This is a genomic window from Njordella aestuarii, from assembly GCF_056494165.1.
The window spans coordinates 5,133,336-5,150,740 of record NZ_CM151397.1 but is presented as its reverse complement, the minus strand read 5'-3'; the positions used below and the strand labels follow the sequence as shown (position 1 = coordinate 5,150,740).

General features: G+C 50.8%; 10 protein-coding genes. 3 read left to right on the top strand and 7 right to left on the bottom strand.

What is annotated here, in order from left to right:
- Positions 1 to 15: 15 nt before the first annotated feature.
- From SH451x_RS20175 to secD, 3 genes are all read right to left on the bottom strand, one after another.
- Positions 16 to 1,596 (bottom strand): aldehyde dehydrogenase (NADP(+)), encoded by a 1,581-nt coding sequence (locus SH451x_RS20175; RefSeq protein WP_479358895.1) that lies wholly within the window; start codon positions 1,594 to 1,596, stop codon positions 16 to 18.
- 138 nt (positions 1,597 to 1,734) lie between these two features.
- Entirely contained in the window at positions 1,735 to 2,589 is an 855-nt protein-coding gene (locus SH451x_RS20170) for a fumarylacetoacetate hydrolase family protein (protein ID WP_479358894.1), read from the bottom strand.
- A gap of 40 nt (positions 2,590 to 2,629) precedes the next feature.
- Positions 2,630 to 6,031 (bottom strand): protein translocase subunit SecD, encoded by a 3,402-nt coding sequence (gene secD, locus SH451x_RS20165; RefSeq protein ID WP_479358893.1) that lies wholly within the window; start codon positions 6,029 to 6,031, stop codon positions 2,630 to 2,632.
- 983 nt (positions 6,032 to 7,014) lie between these two features.
- Between secD and SH451x_RS20160 the strand changes: the two genes are divergently transcribed.
- Both SH451x_RS20160 and SH451x_RS20155 read left to right on the top strand, forming a co-directional pair.
- Positions 7,015 to 7,362, top strand: coding sequence for a P-II family nitrogen regulator (locus tag SH451x_RS20160; RefSeq protein ID WP_479358892.1), 348 nt, complete (start codon positions 7,015 to 7,017; stop codon positions 7,360 to 7,362).
- A complete protein-coding gene (locus tag SH451x_RS20155) occupies positions 7,349 to 7,576 on the top strand; it encodes a hypothetical protein (RefSeq protein WP_479358891.1) in 228 nt (75 codons plus the stop codon). The genes SH451x_RS20160 and SH451x_RS20155 overlap by 14 nt, the downstream gene beginning before the upstream one ends.
- A gap of 48 nt (positions 7,577 to 7,624) precedes the next feature.
- Here SH451x_RS20155 and SH451x_RS20150 read toward each other — a convergent pair whose 3' ends face one another.
- The 3 genes from SH451x_RS20150 to SH451x_RS20140 all read right to left on the bottom strand — a co-directional run bounded on the left by SH451x_RS20150 (position 7,625) and on the right by SH451x_RS20140 (position 12,803).
- Complete coding sequence (locus SH451x_RS20150) at positions 7,625 to 9,088, bottom strand: DUF1501 domain-containing protein (RefSeq protein ID WP_479358890.1); 1,464 nt, start codon at positions 9,086 to 9,088, stop codon at positions 7,625 to 7,627.
- Positions 9,089 to 9,100: 12 nt separating this feature from the next.
- Positions 9,101 to 11,803 carry a DUF1549 domain-containing protein gene (locus tag SH451x_RS20145; protein ID WP_479358889.1) on the bottom strand — a complete coding sequence of 901 codons (2,703 nt, stop codon included), beginning with the start codon at positions 11,801 to 11,803 and terminating at the stop codon, positions 9,101 to 9,103.
- 112 nt (positions 11,804 to 11,915) lie between these two features.
- Positions 11,916 to 12,803: an SDR family oxidoreductase gene (locus SH451x_RS20140; RefSeq protein WP_479358888.1), complete on the bottom strand. Its 888-nt coding sequence runs from the start codon at positions 12,801 to 12,803 to the stop codon at positions 11,916 to 11,918.
- A gap of 244 nt (positions 12,804 to 13,047) precedes the next feature.
- Here SH451x_RS20140 and SH451x_RS20135 point away from each other — a divergent pair, with 244 nt between their 5' ends.
- Positions 13,048 to 14,331 carry a cation:proton antiporter gene (locus SH451x_RS20135; protein WP_479358887.1) on the top strand — a complete coding sequence of 428 codons (1,284 nt, stop codon included), beginning with the start codon at positions 13,048 to 13,050 and terminating at the stop codon, positions 14,329 to 14,331.
- Here the strand turns inward: SH451x_RS20135 and SH451x_RS20130 are convergent.
- On the bottom strand, positions 14,328 to 17,354 hold the full coding sequence (locus tag SH451x_RS20130) for a protein kinase domain-containing protein (RefSeq protein ID WP_479358886.1): 3,027 nt from the start codon (positions 17,352 to 17,354) through the stop codon (positions 14,328 to 14,330). The genes SH451x_RS20135 and SH451x_RS20130 overlap by 4 nt on opposite strands.
- Positions 17,355 to 17,405 lie beyond the last annotated feature (51 nt).

Genomic DNA, 17,405 nt, shown 5'->3' with positions numbered 1-17,405 from the left:
CTCTCAAGTCATTGGCTACGACAGTGAATCAGTTGTCCAGCGACCATCAATATTTCGCCAAAGTCCGTCGATTGAGTTTTTGTTTTTCAGCACGACTGGCAAGCGATGATCGCGAACATTGTCATAGCATGTCAGCTTAGCAAACCTTGGAATTGACGAAGGAATTCCGACTGCGGTAAAGTTTGGATGGGCGGTGGCTGGATAGGGACCGCCATGGTTCATCGCGGCCGAAACAGCGACGCCGGTCGGCATTTTGTCGTTTAGCAATCGTCCGACCTTGGTTGCCAATACAGGGGCGACTGCGTCGTAAGCTTCATCGTCGCTTCCATCTTTAGCACTGTAAATGCAACCGGTCAAATTGCCCTCTAACTCGCTGATGACCTTCACGATCTGTGACAAATCGCGGCAGCGAACAATTAGCACAGCATTACCGAACATTTCCGTCTGAAACTTTTCGGGAGCGTTCAGGAATGCATCCCCATCGGCTTCAAGAACCGTGTTTTGGAAAGCCACTCGACCATCGTCATGTTCCGTTCCACCTACCGCAAGCTTTGCGCCAGATTTAGTCACTGTGTCGACACCTTGTCGCAATGATTTGCAGACAGAAGGTGTAAGCAGAGTGCCTGGTTTTGTGCTGCGATATTTCTCGATGACGCCGCTGACGAATTTGTCTGCCACATCGCCAGCCTGCAACAAAAGCAAGCCCGGATTCGTGCAAAACTGGCCTGCTCCCATCAATCCGCTTGTTACGTATTCATCTACCAACGCATCTCCCCGTTCCTTTAAACAGTTTGGCAAGAATACGACGGGATTGATGGAAGATAGTTCTGCATAGAACGGTTTACCCGCAGCATCGGCAGCAGACTTAAGCTTCAAGCCTGCATGACGACTGCCGGTGTAACCGGTTGCCGCAACGCGTGGGTCGGAGACGAGTCGCTCGCCATCGGCGTGGGATGTTCGGTAGATCATCTGTACCGTGCCAGTAGGCAATCCAGCACTTTTAAGCGCGGACAGGCAAAGTTCAGCCAGCTTGAACGACGTGTGTGGATGCGACGTGTTGGCTTTGGCAATGACAGGATTGCCTGCAGCGATAGCCGCCGTAAAATCCCCACCCGCGATCGAATTGAAAGCGAAGGGGAAATTATTCGGACCGAACACACAGACAGGCCCGAGCGGCTCGAGGCACGATCGGATGTTAGTCTTCGTATCGATAATTGGATTCGTCCAGCTGGAAGTCCGCACTGCAGTGGCGGCTTGACGAAGCTGACCGCTTGTCCGAGGAAGCTCCACGTCTTTCAACCGAGGCGATGCAGGCAAGCCAGACTCGGCGGCAGCTACAGCCACTAAAGCATCGGAGTTTGCATCCAGAGCGTCAGCGTATTTTTCTAAGAACGATGCGATCGTTGCTCTATCAACATTTTTTAAAGCTGCAGCCGCTGCCGCAGCAGAAGTGAGGCATGCATCAATTTCTTTCCAGGGACTGATTGGAAAGGATTCAGGCAACAAACTGGAAGTTGTTGGATTCGTGACTTGGAATGTTTCACTACCGGAGCTGGAAACAAGTTTGCCGTCGATGAGCACGGGCTGGACGGTCATAAATCGCTTACCTCAAAAACAAGAGATTCGAACTGGAAAAGAAGTAGTACTGCCGTCGATGGATGAGCACAAGAAGTATGAAGCTCGTGTGCTATTATTCGACACGGACAACCGAAAGATCAGGTTGGCTAAATCGTGTTAGCCTTGAACGATCGAATTTTCGAGTGTCCCGATGCCGTCAATCGTGATCTTTACGACATCATTAGGTTTCAGTGTAAAGTTACTGTCAGGCACAATGCCTGTTCCAGTCAACAATAGTACACCGTCTGGCATGCTGTTGTCATGGAAAAGCCATTTCACCAGATCATCGACCTTTCGTTTCATCTGGGAAACATCGGTGTTGCCCGAGAAGACTTCGTTCCCATTTCGCAATACCGACAAATAGATGTTTACGCTGGATAGTTCAGGCATTGAATCTGCAAGAGTGATCCATGGGCCCAGACCACAGCATTGGTTGTACACTTTCGCCTGCGGTAGATAGAGCGGGTTGTCCCCCTCGATATCACGCGAGCTCATATCGTTACCAATCGTGAACCCGACGATCTTTGCGGCTGGGGAAATTACCAAGCAGAGTTCTGGTTCAGGCACATTCCAGTGGGCGTCCGTTCGAATGCGCAGCAACCCTTTGTGGCCACTGCAGCGACGCGGAGTCGCTTTGAAGAAAATTTCTGGGCGGTCGGCTTCGTAGACACGATCATAACAATCCTTTGCCGCTTCGGATTCTTCCATTCTCGCCGTTTGCGAGCGCTTGTAGGTTACACCCGCCGCCCAAACTTCTTGATGGTCAAGGGGCGGAAGAAATCGAGTTTGTTCCACGGGCACGGCCGCATCGCGGACAGGAATTTGTTTTACAATCGCGAACAAATCATCGTGAGCTAGCAGATTCGACAAGTTTGGAATCCCGAACGACGCTAAGTCCAGCGGATGAACAAAGCCATCTTCGATTTTCCCAACGTCAGGACCATTTTTCCCCTGAAATTTTGCAATCTGCATCAATCCGCCCTCTCGAAAACTTCAAACTAGTACTTCAAATTTAGACTGACTTTAGTTCGCGCTTGGCTTCTTCACGCTGAGCGAACCAAAGTAACAATGGTGCTGCAATAAAGATCGACGAATAAGTACCGACTAGGATACCTATCAAGAGCGCGAAAGAGAATCCATGAACAGCTTCACCACCTAAGATGTACAGCAGCAAGACGGCTACGATTGTCGTTGACGAAGTAAGCAACGTACGGCTGAGCGTCTGATTGACGCTCTGATTAATCATCTCTGACGTAAGCTTTGGAGCTTTGCCCTTCACTTCACGAATACGGTCAAACACGACGATCGTGTCGTTCAGTGAGTAACCGATGATAGTCAAAAAGGCTGCGATCATATTTAGCGATATCTTAAAGTCATCCAATAATAGGAATCCAAGTGGTCTGAAAAGCCAGTGGCTGATCGCGACAAACGCCAGCGTGATCAAGACGTCATGCACCAACGCGATCAGAGCGGCGATGCCATAAGCGATCTTCTGGAAACGAAACCAGATGTAAGCCGTAATGAAAACCATGCTGACAACCAGTGCCAAGATCGCCCGGGTCTGCATTTCACCTGCAACACGGGAGTCGATTTTTGCAACGGATTGCCAGATTGGTTCATCGGCAAGTTGTGTCTTGAAATTGTCAATGACTTCTTGCGATTTGCTTGCATCCAGTGGCAAACTGACGACCCATTCGGGATATCCTACTTCACTGTCGGGCGTCCAGTCCTTGGCGTCTTTGGGTTGAAGTCGTATCTGGGTTTCATTCAGTTCTAAACCAGTTTGCTTTCCTGCCAAAATCAGCTTTTCTATTAGTCCGGAGGCGTTGATCTTCGCCGCTGCGCCTTCATCGCCAGCATTAAATGAAAGATCAATCATCGTCCGCAAGTTGCTTGCTGCAGGATTTGCTTCCGCACCCGCTTCCACTGCGGCGGGTGATTCGTTCTCAGGCGTATCTTGTTGAACCGTAGTCGAAGCTTCTTCTTGGACAGCTGCCACTGGATCGGCCACGTCGACTTCTTCAGTCACTTCAGCAGAATCCGTTGGCGAAGTTTCAGCCGTAATATCTCCGGCCGTTTCAGCTGGATTTTCTTCCTGAAAGTTCACGAACTTCAGACGCAGATTGGAAGTTCTCCGGCCCGAATCTTCAGTTCCCGGTTTGACTTCTGCGTTGACGCTATAAGTTTGCAGACGAGCGCCATTCTCGGTCGCTTGAAACCCTTCGACAAGACGTTTGGTGACTTCATCTACACTTTTGAGCGAAGTGTCTAGCTTGTAGACGCGTTCATCCAGATCGGGGATCTGGACGCTTGTAAGCGTGGACTGAATCGGAAGGTTTTGCTCGTCTACGTTAAAGATCGAAGTCGTTAGGTTCCGCACTTCTTCCGTAGGCATCGATTTGTTTAAGACGAAGACTACCGATGTTCCACCATTAAAGTCAATGTCGAGGATTTGACGCCCACGCAGTGCCGGCCCAATGATGCCCACCGCCATCGCAATGAAGGAGATACCATAACAAAGCTTGCGCCAAGACATGAAATCGAAGTCCTTCTCACCCAACATTTTCTTGCGCAGAAATCCGACGATATCCGACATTCCGAAACTGACCAACCGATGTCGTTCGCAAATCTCAAAAATAACTCGCGAGCAAAACACCGCCGTGAACATACTTGCGAGGATACCGATGATCAGAGTGATTGCGAAACCGCGCACTTGATCCGTTCCCACCCAGTACAACACGACAGCTGAAATCAGGGTCGTTAAGTTTGAGTCGATAATTGTCGTGATGGCGCGGTCGAAACCATTGCGAATCGCCAATCTTCCGGTTGATCTCTTTGCAATTTCTTCTCTGATGCGCTCGAATACCAACACGTTCGCGTCGACAGACATTCCCACCGACAGTACCAAACCGGCAAGGCCTGGCATCGTGATTGGCTGGCGAATGATGATGATGAAAGCCACGATGAGCATCAAGTTGATTGCAAGTGCAATACACGCAACAACACCCGAGAAACGATAGTAAACCAACATGAAAAGAGCGGTGGTGATCAAACCCGCAATCGCAGCGAAGGCCCCCTTCTGGATTGCGTTTTTACCCATGGTCGCACTGATTTGGTTTTCACTGACTGGCGTCTTGTTCAGTGCGGCAGGCAAGGAACCTGCCTGCAGAATTTTCTGCAAAAAGTCAGCATCGGTCCGACTGAAATTCCCGGTGATCACTCCATCGGTCGAAATTGGTTGGTTGAGTTGCGGAGCAGAAAGCACGCGACCATCAAGCAAGATTGCCATGCGGCGATGGAAATCTGTGTTAGGGTCGGGCTGGTTACGAAGCGTCAGCTTGGAAAGTTTACTCGCGCCCGAATTACGCATCTTGAAGACGACTTCGTAACCGCCATTTGAACTTGCGTCGACACGAGCACTTGCGATGTCCGAACCGGTGACTTCTGGGAACTCTGTACCGGCCTTTTCAAGTGCCAGCAAAATATCGATATCCCTTATGCCCTGCCTGTCCAGCCACTTTTCAAAACCGTTGGTTTCCGTGCTGCCAGGATACATGGGAAGCAAGCGACCAGTGCTGGAGTCGCGGGCAAGGTCAACACCCTGTTGAACGCTTGTTCGAAGAGCTCTTACACCATTCTGAACCATGTCCTCACGTCCAACTGGTCGCCAAAGCCCAACCAGCTTTCCATTTTCGTCGCGAACTTCGCGGGCCAACCTTTCAAACTCAGACGGCGCTTCGGCATTTCGACGAGCTAACGCAATGATGTTGCTATGGTCGTTAGAATTAGCAACGATCCGAAACTCTAAAATTCCAGCTTCCGAGATTTCGCGTTTGATCTGATCAACTTCGAACTGATCTTTGTTGGGGACGATAATTTCAATTTGATCATCGCCGTTTGGACGAATTATCAGTTCGTTCGTTCCCGCCGGATTCAAACGCTCCCGCAAAGGCTCCATTAAATCCTTGGCCGTGATCCGTGCGCCACTGCCATCGGGAATCAGACGCTGAGTCTTGTCCAGCTCATAAATCAGGTTGGTACCGCCGCTGATATCTGGGCCGTATCGCAACTCGTTCGTAGCAAAGATGCAAATGCTACCGATCACGGCCGCCAGAATAATTCCGATCGATCCTCCGTAAGTCGGCATTTTCAGCCGCTTTGATAGGAAGTGACCGATCACGAACGGAATTACGAAGACGGCGATCAAGATGCCGATCATCAGAATTCCAGTACCCACGTCGCCGTCGGCAGAATTATTGTTGTTTGCTTGAACGCCAGCCCCTGGAATAATTGCCTGGGTTGCCTGAGCGAAGAAAAACGGGAGTGAGGACCACGACATGAGAACGTTGGGAAGGTTGATGTTTTCGAATGACCGAGAGGTGTCACGCGAAGAAAAAACGCTTCTGCCCTTCATTGATTTCTCCTAGAAAGAAGTCCTCAAATAGAGCATGAGCGGTTGCGCTTCCTGTGCACACCGGATAATTTTTTTCAGCGAAAGAAAGATAGAAGCGGTTGCATTTGCATACCAGCAGCATTTTTCCTTGTAAGAAACTCGAAAGTCTATGCTTGCTACCCATTCCTGCCAAGGGCGGATTGGGGCTGTTAACTCTTTAGTAACGGCATTTTGCGGTTTCAGCGATTACGAAACCAATTCCGACATGCTAGCCCCGATTACAGACAGCCCCAACGTTGGGCCAGGAGCACGTCGCAATTTCATCATCTACGCTAACCAATGACATTGCGTACTGGAGTTATTTCAGGCCGCCAAATGCCGGCGGGCTTCTCTCTTCAGTCCGCTGGTGCGAGAAGACAGCAGTTCGAATTGCCATTGCAGGAGGCGAGGCACACTGGCGGGGCCAGGCGTGATAGCGAGACCGGCAAAGCCGTCGGCAAATGGACCTCTGGCTCTCCCCAGGCTTGCCTGTGTTTTAAGCAAAGATGAGTGCAGGTTGCTAAAAAGAATTGCGGAAAGGTCTGCTTTCAAATTCGCAAAACAAAATTTTGAAGTGTTTAAACTCTTTCGTGGCAGTGGTTTGCGGATCAGAAGCGACGGGTGTTTTCACACTCTGGCACAGCGACTGCAATAGGAGAAGAAATATAAGAAACTACCCAGCGTTGGGACCGGTTTGCGTCAGATCGATTGCGGTCTGATGCAACCGGCCACGTTGACCTAAAGTTGTGGATTTAATGTGACTTCCGCTTCTGCCCAGAAGCTCGAAGGTGCCCAAAAAGACTTGTGTGAAGTGTCCGCCTCACTTTGCCGAGTCTGGGTGTCTTCGAGCTTTTTTTATTTTTGCGGTCGAAAACCGGAGCTCTCTAGGCATAGCAGTTGGCACATGTACCATCTAGCGTTTCCACCGAAGTTGCTCCCATGATGCCAAGCGGCACGATGTATCCATGAAACTGATCATTGCAATTATTCAGCCGAGTCGCTTGGAAGCCGTAAAGGCATCTCTGGCCGCTATCGAGGTCTCTCGGTTGACGGTCCTGGATTGTCAGGGGTTCGGGCGACAGAAGGGCCAGAAGCTGGGCTTCGACGCGCCTGCATATGCAACTAACCTATTGAGCAAAGTCGAACTGCAGATTGCAGTCAATGATGAATTCGTAGAGCCGACCATTACAGCTATTGCAATGTCGGCCAAGAGTGAGGGCGAGGGGCAAGTCGGTGACGGCAAGATCTTCGTTCTACCTCTGGAAGACTGCATCCGAATCCGGACCGGCGAACGCGGCCGTGAAGCGATTTAAGCCTCCGGCAAAGAAAGGGACATCCGGTTCGCAAGTGTTAGGCAGTGGCATCAAGCAAATAGATATTACTACGAAAATCTATGTCATGTCTATTAGACTTGCCGGCCAATTTCTAGGAGAATCATTCATCGTGTCTCCACAGCTTCAAATCAACTCTTGGTTATGGCGAGAAGCGGACAGCAAATTCGATTACGAAATTGCTACTGACGATTAGACAGATCCCGGCGAACTTTTGCCGTGTGAATTCTGCCGCTTTTAACAGTTAGATGATGGCGTGGATCGGTGTGCCGAAATCGAGATCGAGTCGTTTATGTCCAGGAATTTCCAACGAGCGGTGATCGATGCCCATTTGATGAAGAACCGTCGCGTGCAGGTCGGTAACGTAATGACGATCCTCGACAGCGTGAAAGCCGATTTCGTCTGTCGCACCATGAACCACTCCGCCTCGTACGCCCCCTCCCGCCAAAGCAATCGAGAAGCCGTAGGGGTGATGGTCGCGGCCATTGGACTGTTCCGCTCCCGGTGTTCGTCCAAACTCCGTGGCAATCACTACTAACGTCTCATCCAGCATCCCGCGTTGCTTTAGATCCCGAATCAGGCCAGCAATCGGCTGATCTACTTGCTGGCAAAGTTTGCTGTGGCTTGCTTGCAGATTGCTGTGAGCATCCCATGCCCCTGCCCCACCGTCGCTGCCATGAAAGATCTGAACGAATTTAACACCGCGCTCTACAAGCCGCCGAGCAACCAAGCACTGCTGGCCAAAAACCTTTGTCGGCTCCTCCTCGGTTCCATACATCGACAAAGTAGCTGCGGTTTCATTTTGAAGTGATACTGCCTCTGGCGCAGCCGCTTGCATCCGAAAAGCCAATTCGTAAGACTTAATTCTTGCGCGGAGCTTGTCATCGTCCGGATAATCGACATTGGACAGCGTGTTCAGTTGATTCAAGAATTCGAATTCGGCTTTCTGTGCTTCCGGTGACCGACCTTCCGGTAATGTCGCATAAGGCAGCGGAGCGTTTGGGTCGGTCGACAAGGGAACGCCCGCGTATTGAGGTCCTAAGTAATCGGCACCATGCCCACCAATTCCACCACAACAGTCTGCAAGTGGTTTTCCCAACACGCAATAGCTCGGCAAATCTCGATGTCCTGCGCCCAAACCATAGTCTACCCAAGAGCCAATCGTTGGGAATCGTCCTTCAATTGCGTGCCGTCCCGTATGAAATTGCAACTGAGCTCCATGGTCGTTGTCCGTTGTCCACATGGAACGTACGATCGCCAAATCATCGGCACAGTGAGTTCCCAACTGCTTCCACCAATCGCTCAACTCCATCCCGCTCTGGCCATATTTTTGGAATGGGACTTGAAGTGGATACAGTTTCGGCTGAACCTTGTGCAAGCCTTCTACAAATTCTCGGAGGTTCTTCTTCACATATGGCGAATCCAAGGTCGCGGAAAACGGACTTTCAGCGATCGTCTTGCCTGCATGCTCGTTCAACGCAGGCTTTGGGTCGAACGATTCCATGTGACTCATACCGCCGATAAGGAATATCCAGATCACGCTCTTGGCTTTCGCCGTCGGCTTCACCGCTTCACTTTCCCCAGCGAAAACCGCGTTTTCTTGTCGCCAGAGGTCGGCTGCGGCAATTCCGGCCAATCCCATACCGACATCGGCCAAAAACATTCGACGCGAGCGATTTGGATTTAGTGGAGGTCTAAAATCGTTCATGATGCTCTCGCGCTATGGAATAGTGATAAACTCGTGATGGTTGAACAATACTAGCACGAGGCTTACTTCTGCTGCCGGTTCAATAGTGCTCGCCGAGGCTTCTTTGTTTAGACGCCGCGATTGTTCCTGAAGGAACACTTTGCAAGCCTCAATTTCCTGAGCAGTCGCCGAGCGGCCGAGGATCGTTAGAAAAGCGCGAGCGATGAAGGCCTCCGACTGGCTGTCCGTTAAAGAGACATCCTCGGATATGGCAGCGCGAATCAACCGAGCCGTATCCTGTGCGTGCTTGAAGTTGAATTCGCTGTTCATCAGTGCGAGAGCCTGGTGCGGAACAATACTTTCGTTTCTACGATAACACTCGACTACGCTCGGACCATCGAAAAGAGCCAAATAGACCGGTCTTTTTTCCTTACTGCAGCGGTAGTAAATGCTCCTGCGCAGCGAATTGTCCGCAGTGTTAGGGTCGAGATCTGGGCCACCGCCGCTGAGGTCCAGATTTCCAGCGATGGACAGCGTCGTATCGCGTATCGCTTCCGCTTCCATTCGCCGCGACGGACTGTGCCAGTAGGATTTGTTGTCGGGATCGATGGCGAAATTGTGCGCGTGTAAGGACGTTAAAGAACCACGTTGCCGATAGATATGGCTTGTGACAATCATACGATGAAGTTTCTTGAAGCTCCAACCCGCATTCATAAACTCGACAGCTAACGCGTCCAAGACATCCTGGTTCTCGGGCTCGCGACCGTTCAGTCCAAAATCAAAGGTCGATTCAACCAGTGGCTTGCCAAAATGGCGCAACCAAACGTGATTCACAGCCACCCTCGCAGTTAACGGATGTTGCCGATCGGTTATCCACTTAGCTAAAGCCAGCCTGCGTCCTGTACTTTGTTCTGGGTAGACTTCGGTTAATGGTGTGTAATTGGAGTCCGCCGTATTCAGGCCGATATGTAACTCACTCAGCGCCTTTTGTAGTGCTGCGAGCTTGTTTCGCTGCTCGACGATCGCAGTTGGTTCTTGTGCTTGGTTTACAACGGGCTCTGAAGTTGATTCGCTGCTGTCAGTCTTCTTCGATTCTTCGGCAATCAGCTTTGCCAGTGAATGTTCGGCGCGAAGGACAACGACTTGCTGTGCATCGATCGCATGCTGAAGCTCAAGCGTTTTTGCGAGTTGGGCCAGTCTAGTGTAGTTGGCGTCAGAGGCATCCGCAACTTCAGAGTCCGAGCTGAATTTTGCGTTATCAGCCAGCAGTCTCGCTTCCAGTGATGCTCGTGCTGCGATGGCTGCCTTATAGTCTGCATTTGCAATTCGCCGTTCCAGCTCCGAAGCCTGTTCCGCACTATTCAGATTCTCAGCATCTGTTTTCGTTTTTTCGACTTCGCTATCTGCTGCACTGATTAACTGTCGCTGTACATAGTCGCGCCTTGCTAGATAATACTGAACTGGTTCTAAAGAAACGGGGGCGATTTCAGGGAGCTGAACATTGAATACTTTTGGGACACTGGGTTGAACCGGTTTGTCGGTCAGCGGTGTTTTTTCATTGCCGCGGTGAAAAATAAATGTAGGTGAATCGGGCTGCTTATCAAATATTCTGGCCAAGCCATCTAGCTTTGTGTCGGGATTGTTCGGCAAGCGATCTGTTCGTATATCGAGTGGTTCAAAGAAAGCTCGCAGGCTATAATAGTCTTTCTGCGAAATCGGATCATACATATGGTCATGGCATTTGGCGCAGTTCATGGTGATGCCCATGAAGGCCTTGCTCGTGTGCTCGACTGTGTTCTCAAGCCATGTGTTACGATTGAATTTGTACCACTGACGTGCGAGGAAACCTGTCGCCGCGATCGTTTCATCGCTGGAGTTAGGTATTTCATCACCCGCTAGCATTTCGGTGATCATCTGATTGTAAGGTTTGTCTTCGTTCAACGAGCGAATTATCCATTCACGCCATCGCCAGATGTGAGGTTGGCTCTCGCGAATCTCCTCACCAAATCCGTCCCAGTCGCTGTATCGCCATACATCCATCCAGTGCCTCGCCCACCGCTGCGCATACATGGGACTTGCTAACAACCGGTCAACGACTGCTTCATATGCGTCGTCGCGGATGTCATTCTTGAATGCGTCGATTTCTACTGGAGAAGGTGTAATTCCTATCAAATCGATGTATAACCTGCGAAGCAGTAAATTTCGATCCGCTTCCTCCACTCGCTGTATGCCCAGGCGATCTTGCTCAGCAAATAGAATTGCATCGACTGGATTAATCGCCGAAACGCCGTCTTGAGGTTGCACTAGAGGCGGCATTGTCGGAGGCTTAAATGCCCAATGGTCTACACGACTTTCATCACCATCAGGCGGGCCGATTGCGCCTTGACTGACCCATCGCTCGAGGAGTGCAATCTGATTTTCGTCAAGTCCTAGACCGGTAGGCGGCATGCACTCGCCTTCTGAACCGCGAACGAGTTCGAGAAGACGACTGCGTGGTGGATCGTGCGCAACGACCATCGGTGACTCGCCGGAAACGATTGCTGAATGACTGTCCAGTCGAACGTCGCCTTCCATAGCGATCGAGCTATGGCACTTATAGCAATGCTTTGTTAGGAGCGGTTTAATCTCTTTGAGATAATCGACGGATGTATCGGCTAAAAGTACAGAAGATGACGCCGCAACGATTACCCATAGTAAGGCGAAACCGCGAGGGAACGTATGAAAGACGTTGCGCATAAGAAGGCAAACAGTAAAGTCAGAGTCGACGGGTGGGAAGACTCATTATAACTGTTTGCGTTCGCCAATGTAGGGCAGGACCTAAATCCAATCGTGAATTCTAGTCGGATCATCACACGGGAGTTCGTCCGCCGGTTGCACCGTAAACTTCCGCTGTCACGAAGCTTGCTTCTGGTGATGCTAGCCAAACGTACAACGGGGCCAATTCTGCAGGCTGCGCTGGACGTCCGAACAGGTTGTCAGCGCCAAAATTCTGTGTTTTTTCCAGACCCACGGTGGAGGGAATTAATGGCGTCCAGACCGGGCCTGGGGCCACAGCGTTTACTCGCACTCCATGTTCGATAGCCAATTTCGCAAGGCCTTTCGTCATACCGATCAGTGCAGACTTGCTGGTCGCATAAGGCAACAGTTCCGGCGAAGGGCTGTAGCCTTGAATTGAAACAGTGTTGATGATGCTGCCTCCTGCTGTCAGTTTTGGTAGGGCTTCGCGGCAGAGCCAAAACGTTGCATATACGTTGGTCTTGAAGACTCGATCAAATCCTTCAGTAGAAAAGTCTTCCAGTTGCGTCTCGGTCTCTTGATATGCGGCATTATTTACAAGGATGTCAATCCGCCCAAACTTTTCCACCGTCTTTGCGATTACAGATTTGCAAAAGGCTTCGTCCTGCAAATCCCCTTTAATAGCCATCGCAGTCGTGCCAGCTTCTTCCACAAGCTTGGTCGTTCGGCGAGCATCCTCGTCTTCAGATAGATATACGCATACAACGTTCGCCCCTTCTCGTGCATACGCAATTGCAATCGCGCGACCGATGCCGCTATCACTTCCCGTGATAACCGCTGTCAGTCCGCTCAACTTGTTAGAGCCTCGATAGCTCTCTTCCCCATGATCCGGTGTTGGAGTCATTTCGTTCGTTTTGCCTGGGACGTCGATCTCACTTTGTTTTTTAAACGGCGGGCGAGCGTATGCTGTTCGTGGGTCGGCAAGTTGGGCGTTTTTCATCAGTTCGAGCTTTCCTAATTTTGGAGACTTACGCAAGCAGTCGAGCTTGCTACTTACCTGACTGGCCAAAGCAAAATTGATACCGTCTTTGGTTAGACGCTCGCTGCCAGCGGTTAGTGTGCAAACCTGAAAGTTGCACGAGGTAGAACAAGAGGTCTGCCGCAAGCAGGTGTGTCTGGACAACAGTTGTTTCGACAACTATATTCGGGGGCCGCAGAAGTTTTCCCTGTAGTGGTGCTACATCTTGCAAAGTAATGTCGAACTAGCTGTTCTCTTTTTCGCTCAACTGGCGATCATATTGCTAGCTTGCCGAGTTGTCGGTGCAGTTGCAAAGCGATTCGGTCAACCGCAAGTGGTCGCCGAAATGATCACTGGCGTGATGCTCGGCCCTTCTCTTTTTGGCTGGCTGCTGCCGGACCTCCAAGCAGCTATCTTTCCGTGGGATAATACTCAACAGACGCGTGATACACAGAGTTACCTCTTCCCTGCATCGCAGCTCGGACTAGCCCTTTACATGTTCGTCGTGGGAATGGAATTCACGCCTGACGTAGTGAGGAAGAATCTTTTCACATCGGTCACCGTTTCACTAGCTGGTATGATTACGCCATTTTTTCTGGGAGCGGCCGTTGCATGGTTCCTTTTTCATAACACAAGCTTGTTTCCTGAGCGAACGTCGTTGTTTGAAGCCATGCTCTTCTTGGGAGCCTCTATGTGCATTACAGCCTTTCCGATGCTCGCAAGAATAATCCATTTTCGCGGCCTAACTGGCACTCGAATGGGGACCGTGGCAATCGGGGCGGGAGCAATCGACGACGCAGCAGCCTGGGCGCTACTGGCTGTTGTGCTAGCAAGCTTCGATCATGATTGGACGGCCGCTCTTCAGAATATTTTGGGCGGCATTGCATATGTAGCGATTGTCTTCGGTATCTTCCGACCGTTATTCAGTCGATTCAACAGTCTTTTTTTGGTAGGCGGCAGGCTCAGCGACGGCGGTTTTGCAGTCGTCCTTGCTTTTGCTTGCTTCGGAGCATGGTTCACCGATTTCGTTGGGCTGCACGCAGTATTCGGAGCCTTTATTATGGGCGTCGCGATACCGCGAGGTGGTATGAGCGAGCAAGCGACTGATCGCATTCAGCCTTTGACGGTTGCGTTGCTGCTACCACTCTTCTTTACCTATTCGGGACTTAACACACATATTGGCCTGCTGGATTCGTGGTACCTTTGGATGATCTGTCTTGTGATTTTGGTAGTCTCGATTCTTGGCAAAGGCGTCGCCTGCGGAGTTGCTGCCAAACTGTGCGGGCTTTCAAATCGCGAATCGATCGGAATCGGCACGCTGATGAACGCGCGCGGATTGATGGAGCTGATTATCATTAACATCGGGCTTCAAAGAGGCATTATCTCGGAAAGCATCTTTGCAACGCTCGTGATAATGGCGATCCTGACCACGCTGATCGCATCACCAATTTTTGACCTGGTCGCTAGGTTTGAAGGAGATGCAAACAGCGACGATGTTGAGCACGCCTAATTCAGCTGCGACAAGTGGCTGGCGATATGCTCAAAGTGTTTTGAATCTCGTAGCGGCCTTAGGTTAGGATCGAATCTTAAGTCTGTCGCACGATGAAAGCCAGACGCGATTGCCGCGTCTAGAAGTCGAGCAGCTTCAATCAAAAGATCATCCGCATTTGCGTTTTCGGGCAATTGTGCACCGTCGATACTCGCTCCCGCTGCTTGACTCAAAATGCTTGCGAGCAGGTATTGCGTTGCCGGGTCTGACGTCGTCTTCGCTAATTCAATTGCGTTCTTGATAGGCTCATCAAGTTCATGAGTTCGCACAGTGGATAACCAGTACGGAATTTGCCGTGCCAAGTTATCTGGTTCGGACTGATGAACTTTACGACGAATCTCGACCGACTCTGCAAACGTTTTCTGCGATTCTTCCTTAAGACCCAAGTCGACTTGACAGGCACCAAGCCCATAAAGAAATTCAGCCAATATCTCTTGCGACTGAATGCCGTCGGGATCCTCTTTTGTTACTTCCTCTAGCACTGCAACGGCGGATTGGTAGAGCGGAAGTGCTTTGGCCGGTTCAGCGTTATACAGAAAAGCGTTCGCCAAATCATTGAGTGCCAAGCCATAATTTATCTGATGCGCTGGATTCGACGACTGTTGGCTGCGAACGCGATTCAAATCGTCTGCAATGCGTTGCAGGTTCTCAATCGCTGCATGTAATTCGCCTTTTTGGAGTTCAAGCTTTGCCAGCATCCATCGTGATCCGATCGCTTCAACCTGAGCACTCAAACTTGCAGGATTTTCGGCAAGAAAGTCATTGCGAAGCTGGGCACTCTCGTTGAGAAATTCCGCTGCCTTATCCAGTTGTCCTTCTTCGTGAAGCAGCCCACCGAGCTTTCCCAAGCTGGCAGCTAAATTTTGTTTAACGTTCCCATCCTGAGGTGATTGCGCGACCCACTGTCGGCGAAGTTCAACCGCCTTTGCAAAAGAAGACTCGGCATCTTCCAACAAGCCCGCTCGACGAGCAGCTGTACCTAACAAATCATATATCGTAGACAGATTATGGTGAGAGTTTTTGAGTTCCCCATGTTCGTTCAACGTAAGCAATTTCTCAAGGCATCGCTCGTAATTGACTTTCGCCTCGGAAACTCTACCAAGCTCGAGGTTGACGTCACCGAGTCGTCGATCAATAGCAGCGGCGATCATATTTTGTGCATTGCTGTTTCCGCTCGAGGCATCCATACGTTTGAGCCCATCCGTCGCAACATTGAGTAGCGATTGGCGTAACGACCGCAGTTGAGGCTTGTCTTGCATCGTTCGTTGGACTTCAAACACAAGCGATTTTAGAGCGTCGACCGCATTCTTTTGTTGGTCCAAAGCAACTTCAGCATTGCGGTCTGCCTTGGCCTCGTTCTCCTGTGCAAGCTGCGCGTTCATCGCGGCTTGTCGGGCGTTTTCTTCGGCCTGCTTGCGAGCAATCTGCGCGTCTTGCTCGTTTCTCTCTGCAACTTGCTTCGCCTTGACGACTTCTTTCTTCTGTGAATTGATTATAGCGGCAGTCGCTGGACCGCCGATCATCAAGATCCCACCGAGTCCGATTGCGGTCGCAACAAGAGCGGCCTGCTTTGGCTTTCTGCGACTCCAACGAACGGCTCGTTCAATTCGAGTTACAGGCCGTGCGGATATAGGTTCACCTGCAACGAAACGTCGCAAATCATCTGCCATTGCATCGGCATCCTCGTATCGCTTTTCCGGTTCCTTTTGCAAACATTTCAAGCAGATCGTTTCCAAGTCTTTTGGAATGCCAGGTTGCAAGCGAATAGGTGGGACTGGCTCCTCATGCAGCAACTGAATTAACGTATCTGTCGATTTTGCCGCCAAGAACGGAGGCCTACCAGTCAGCGAGCAGTAGAGAACTGCCCCCAAAGAATAGATGTCAGCTGGTGCACCAACGGACTTTTCACCAAGTGCTTGTTCTGGCGCCATGTAGCTGGGCGTACCAACGACATCGCCCGTCCGACTATGCTCGTATCCATCTTCAAGTTGTTTTGCCAAGCCGAAGTCGGATACCTTTGGCACACAATCTTGAGTTAGCAACACGTTGCCGGGCTTCATGTCGCGATGAACTACGCCCTTACGGTGTGCGAATCCAAGTGCTCGCGCAAGCGGCTCGATTATTGTTGCGGCTTCGACGGGATCCATCGGTTTGCCATCAATCCGTTCCGAGAGCGTATTCCCATCGACGAATTCTAGAGAGAAATAGGGGAGTCCATCATGCGTTCCAATATCGAAAATCCGAACAATATTTTCATGTTGAAATCGACCTACCGCACGAGCTTCCGCTTGGAAACGGTCAAGCGTTTCCTGGCTCGCGTGCGCGCCCGCAAGCACCATCTTTAACGCAACGTCGCGTCCAATCCCTTCTTGCCAAGCTCGATAAACGATCCCCATCCCTCCGCGACCTAGGACGCTTTTTATTTCGTAGCCAGGAATGCGCGGGAAAGTTCTCGGGTCGACGTCGCTGTTGATCGCCCTGGAGCTTTTTTGACCTACCGAAAAATCAAAGCTGCCTTGATCAGCCGTTTGAAACATCTCTGTAAGTTCACCAGCCGTTGGATCGGAGCGAAGCGGCATCGTGATATCCGACGGCTTTAGCTCTGGGGATGCACGGAGAACTGCTGTCGGTTCGTCCAGTTCGATCGAAGGTTGAACGGCTGGCTCGATTGGCTGATACACGGTCGGATCATCAGCCACATTCGCAGTTGGCGACGAGCCGCCGCGGAATCGCGAACGGTAATGCTTTTCGATAAAATTCAAAACCTCACTCGCCTCAGACTGACGCGATTCGTCTAGTACTGAAATCAGAAGTTGATGTTCTGGAGGTGCTCCGCCTTGCAACGCCAATTGCCAATCGGCTTCGTACCAGTGCGCTAGTTCCGCAACCCAAGCTTCTCGGTTCGACACTCCAAACATGTCGGCGACTGGAAACAGCGAGCCATTCGCCGAAGCGTGCAGCAGCGTTTGATTGTCATCATTCATGGTTGGATTAGCTCAATGCTTTGTTAAGAATAATTCCGTTGTATGATCTAC

What these genes read in the sequence shown, in the direction of transcription:
- SH451x_RS20175 (WP_479358895.1), bottom strand. Translation starts at nt 1,596, where the DNA reads ATGACCGTCCAGCCCGTGCTCATCGACGGCAAACTTGTTTCCAGCTCC.
- SH451x_RS20170 (WP_479358894.1), bottom strand. Translation starts at nt 2,589, where the DNA reads ATGCAGATTGCAAAATTTCAGGGGAAAAATGGTCCTGACGTTGGGAAA.
- secD (WP_479358893.1), bottom strand. Translation starts at nt 6,031, where the DNA reads ATGAAGGGCAGAAGCGTTTTTTCTTCGCGTGACACCTCTCGGTCATTC.
- SH451x_RS20160 (WP_479358892.1), top strand. Translation starts at nt 7,015, where the DNA reads ATGAAACTGATCATTGCAATTATTCAGCCGAGTCGCTTGGAAGCCGTA.
- SH451x_RS20150 (WP_479358890.1), bottom strand. Translation starts at nt 9,088, where the DNA reads ATGAACGATTTTAGACCTCCACTAAATCCAAATCGCTCGCGTCGAATG.
- SH451x_RS20145 (WP_479358889.1), bottom strand. Translation starts at nt 11,803, where the DNA reads ATGCGCAACGTCTTTCATACGTTCCCTCGCGGTTTCGCCTTACTATGG.
- SH451x_RS20140 (WP_479358888.1), bottom strand. Translation starts at nt 12,803, where the DNA reads ATGAAAAACGCCCAACTTGCCGACCCACGAACAGCATACGCTCGCCCG.
- SH451x_RS20130 (WP_479358886.1), bottom strand. Translation starts at nt 17,354, where the DNA reads ATGAATGATGACAATCAAACGCTGCTGCACGCTTCGGCGAATGGCTCG.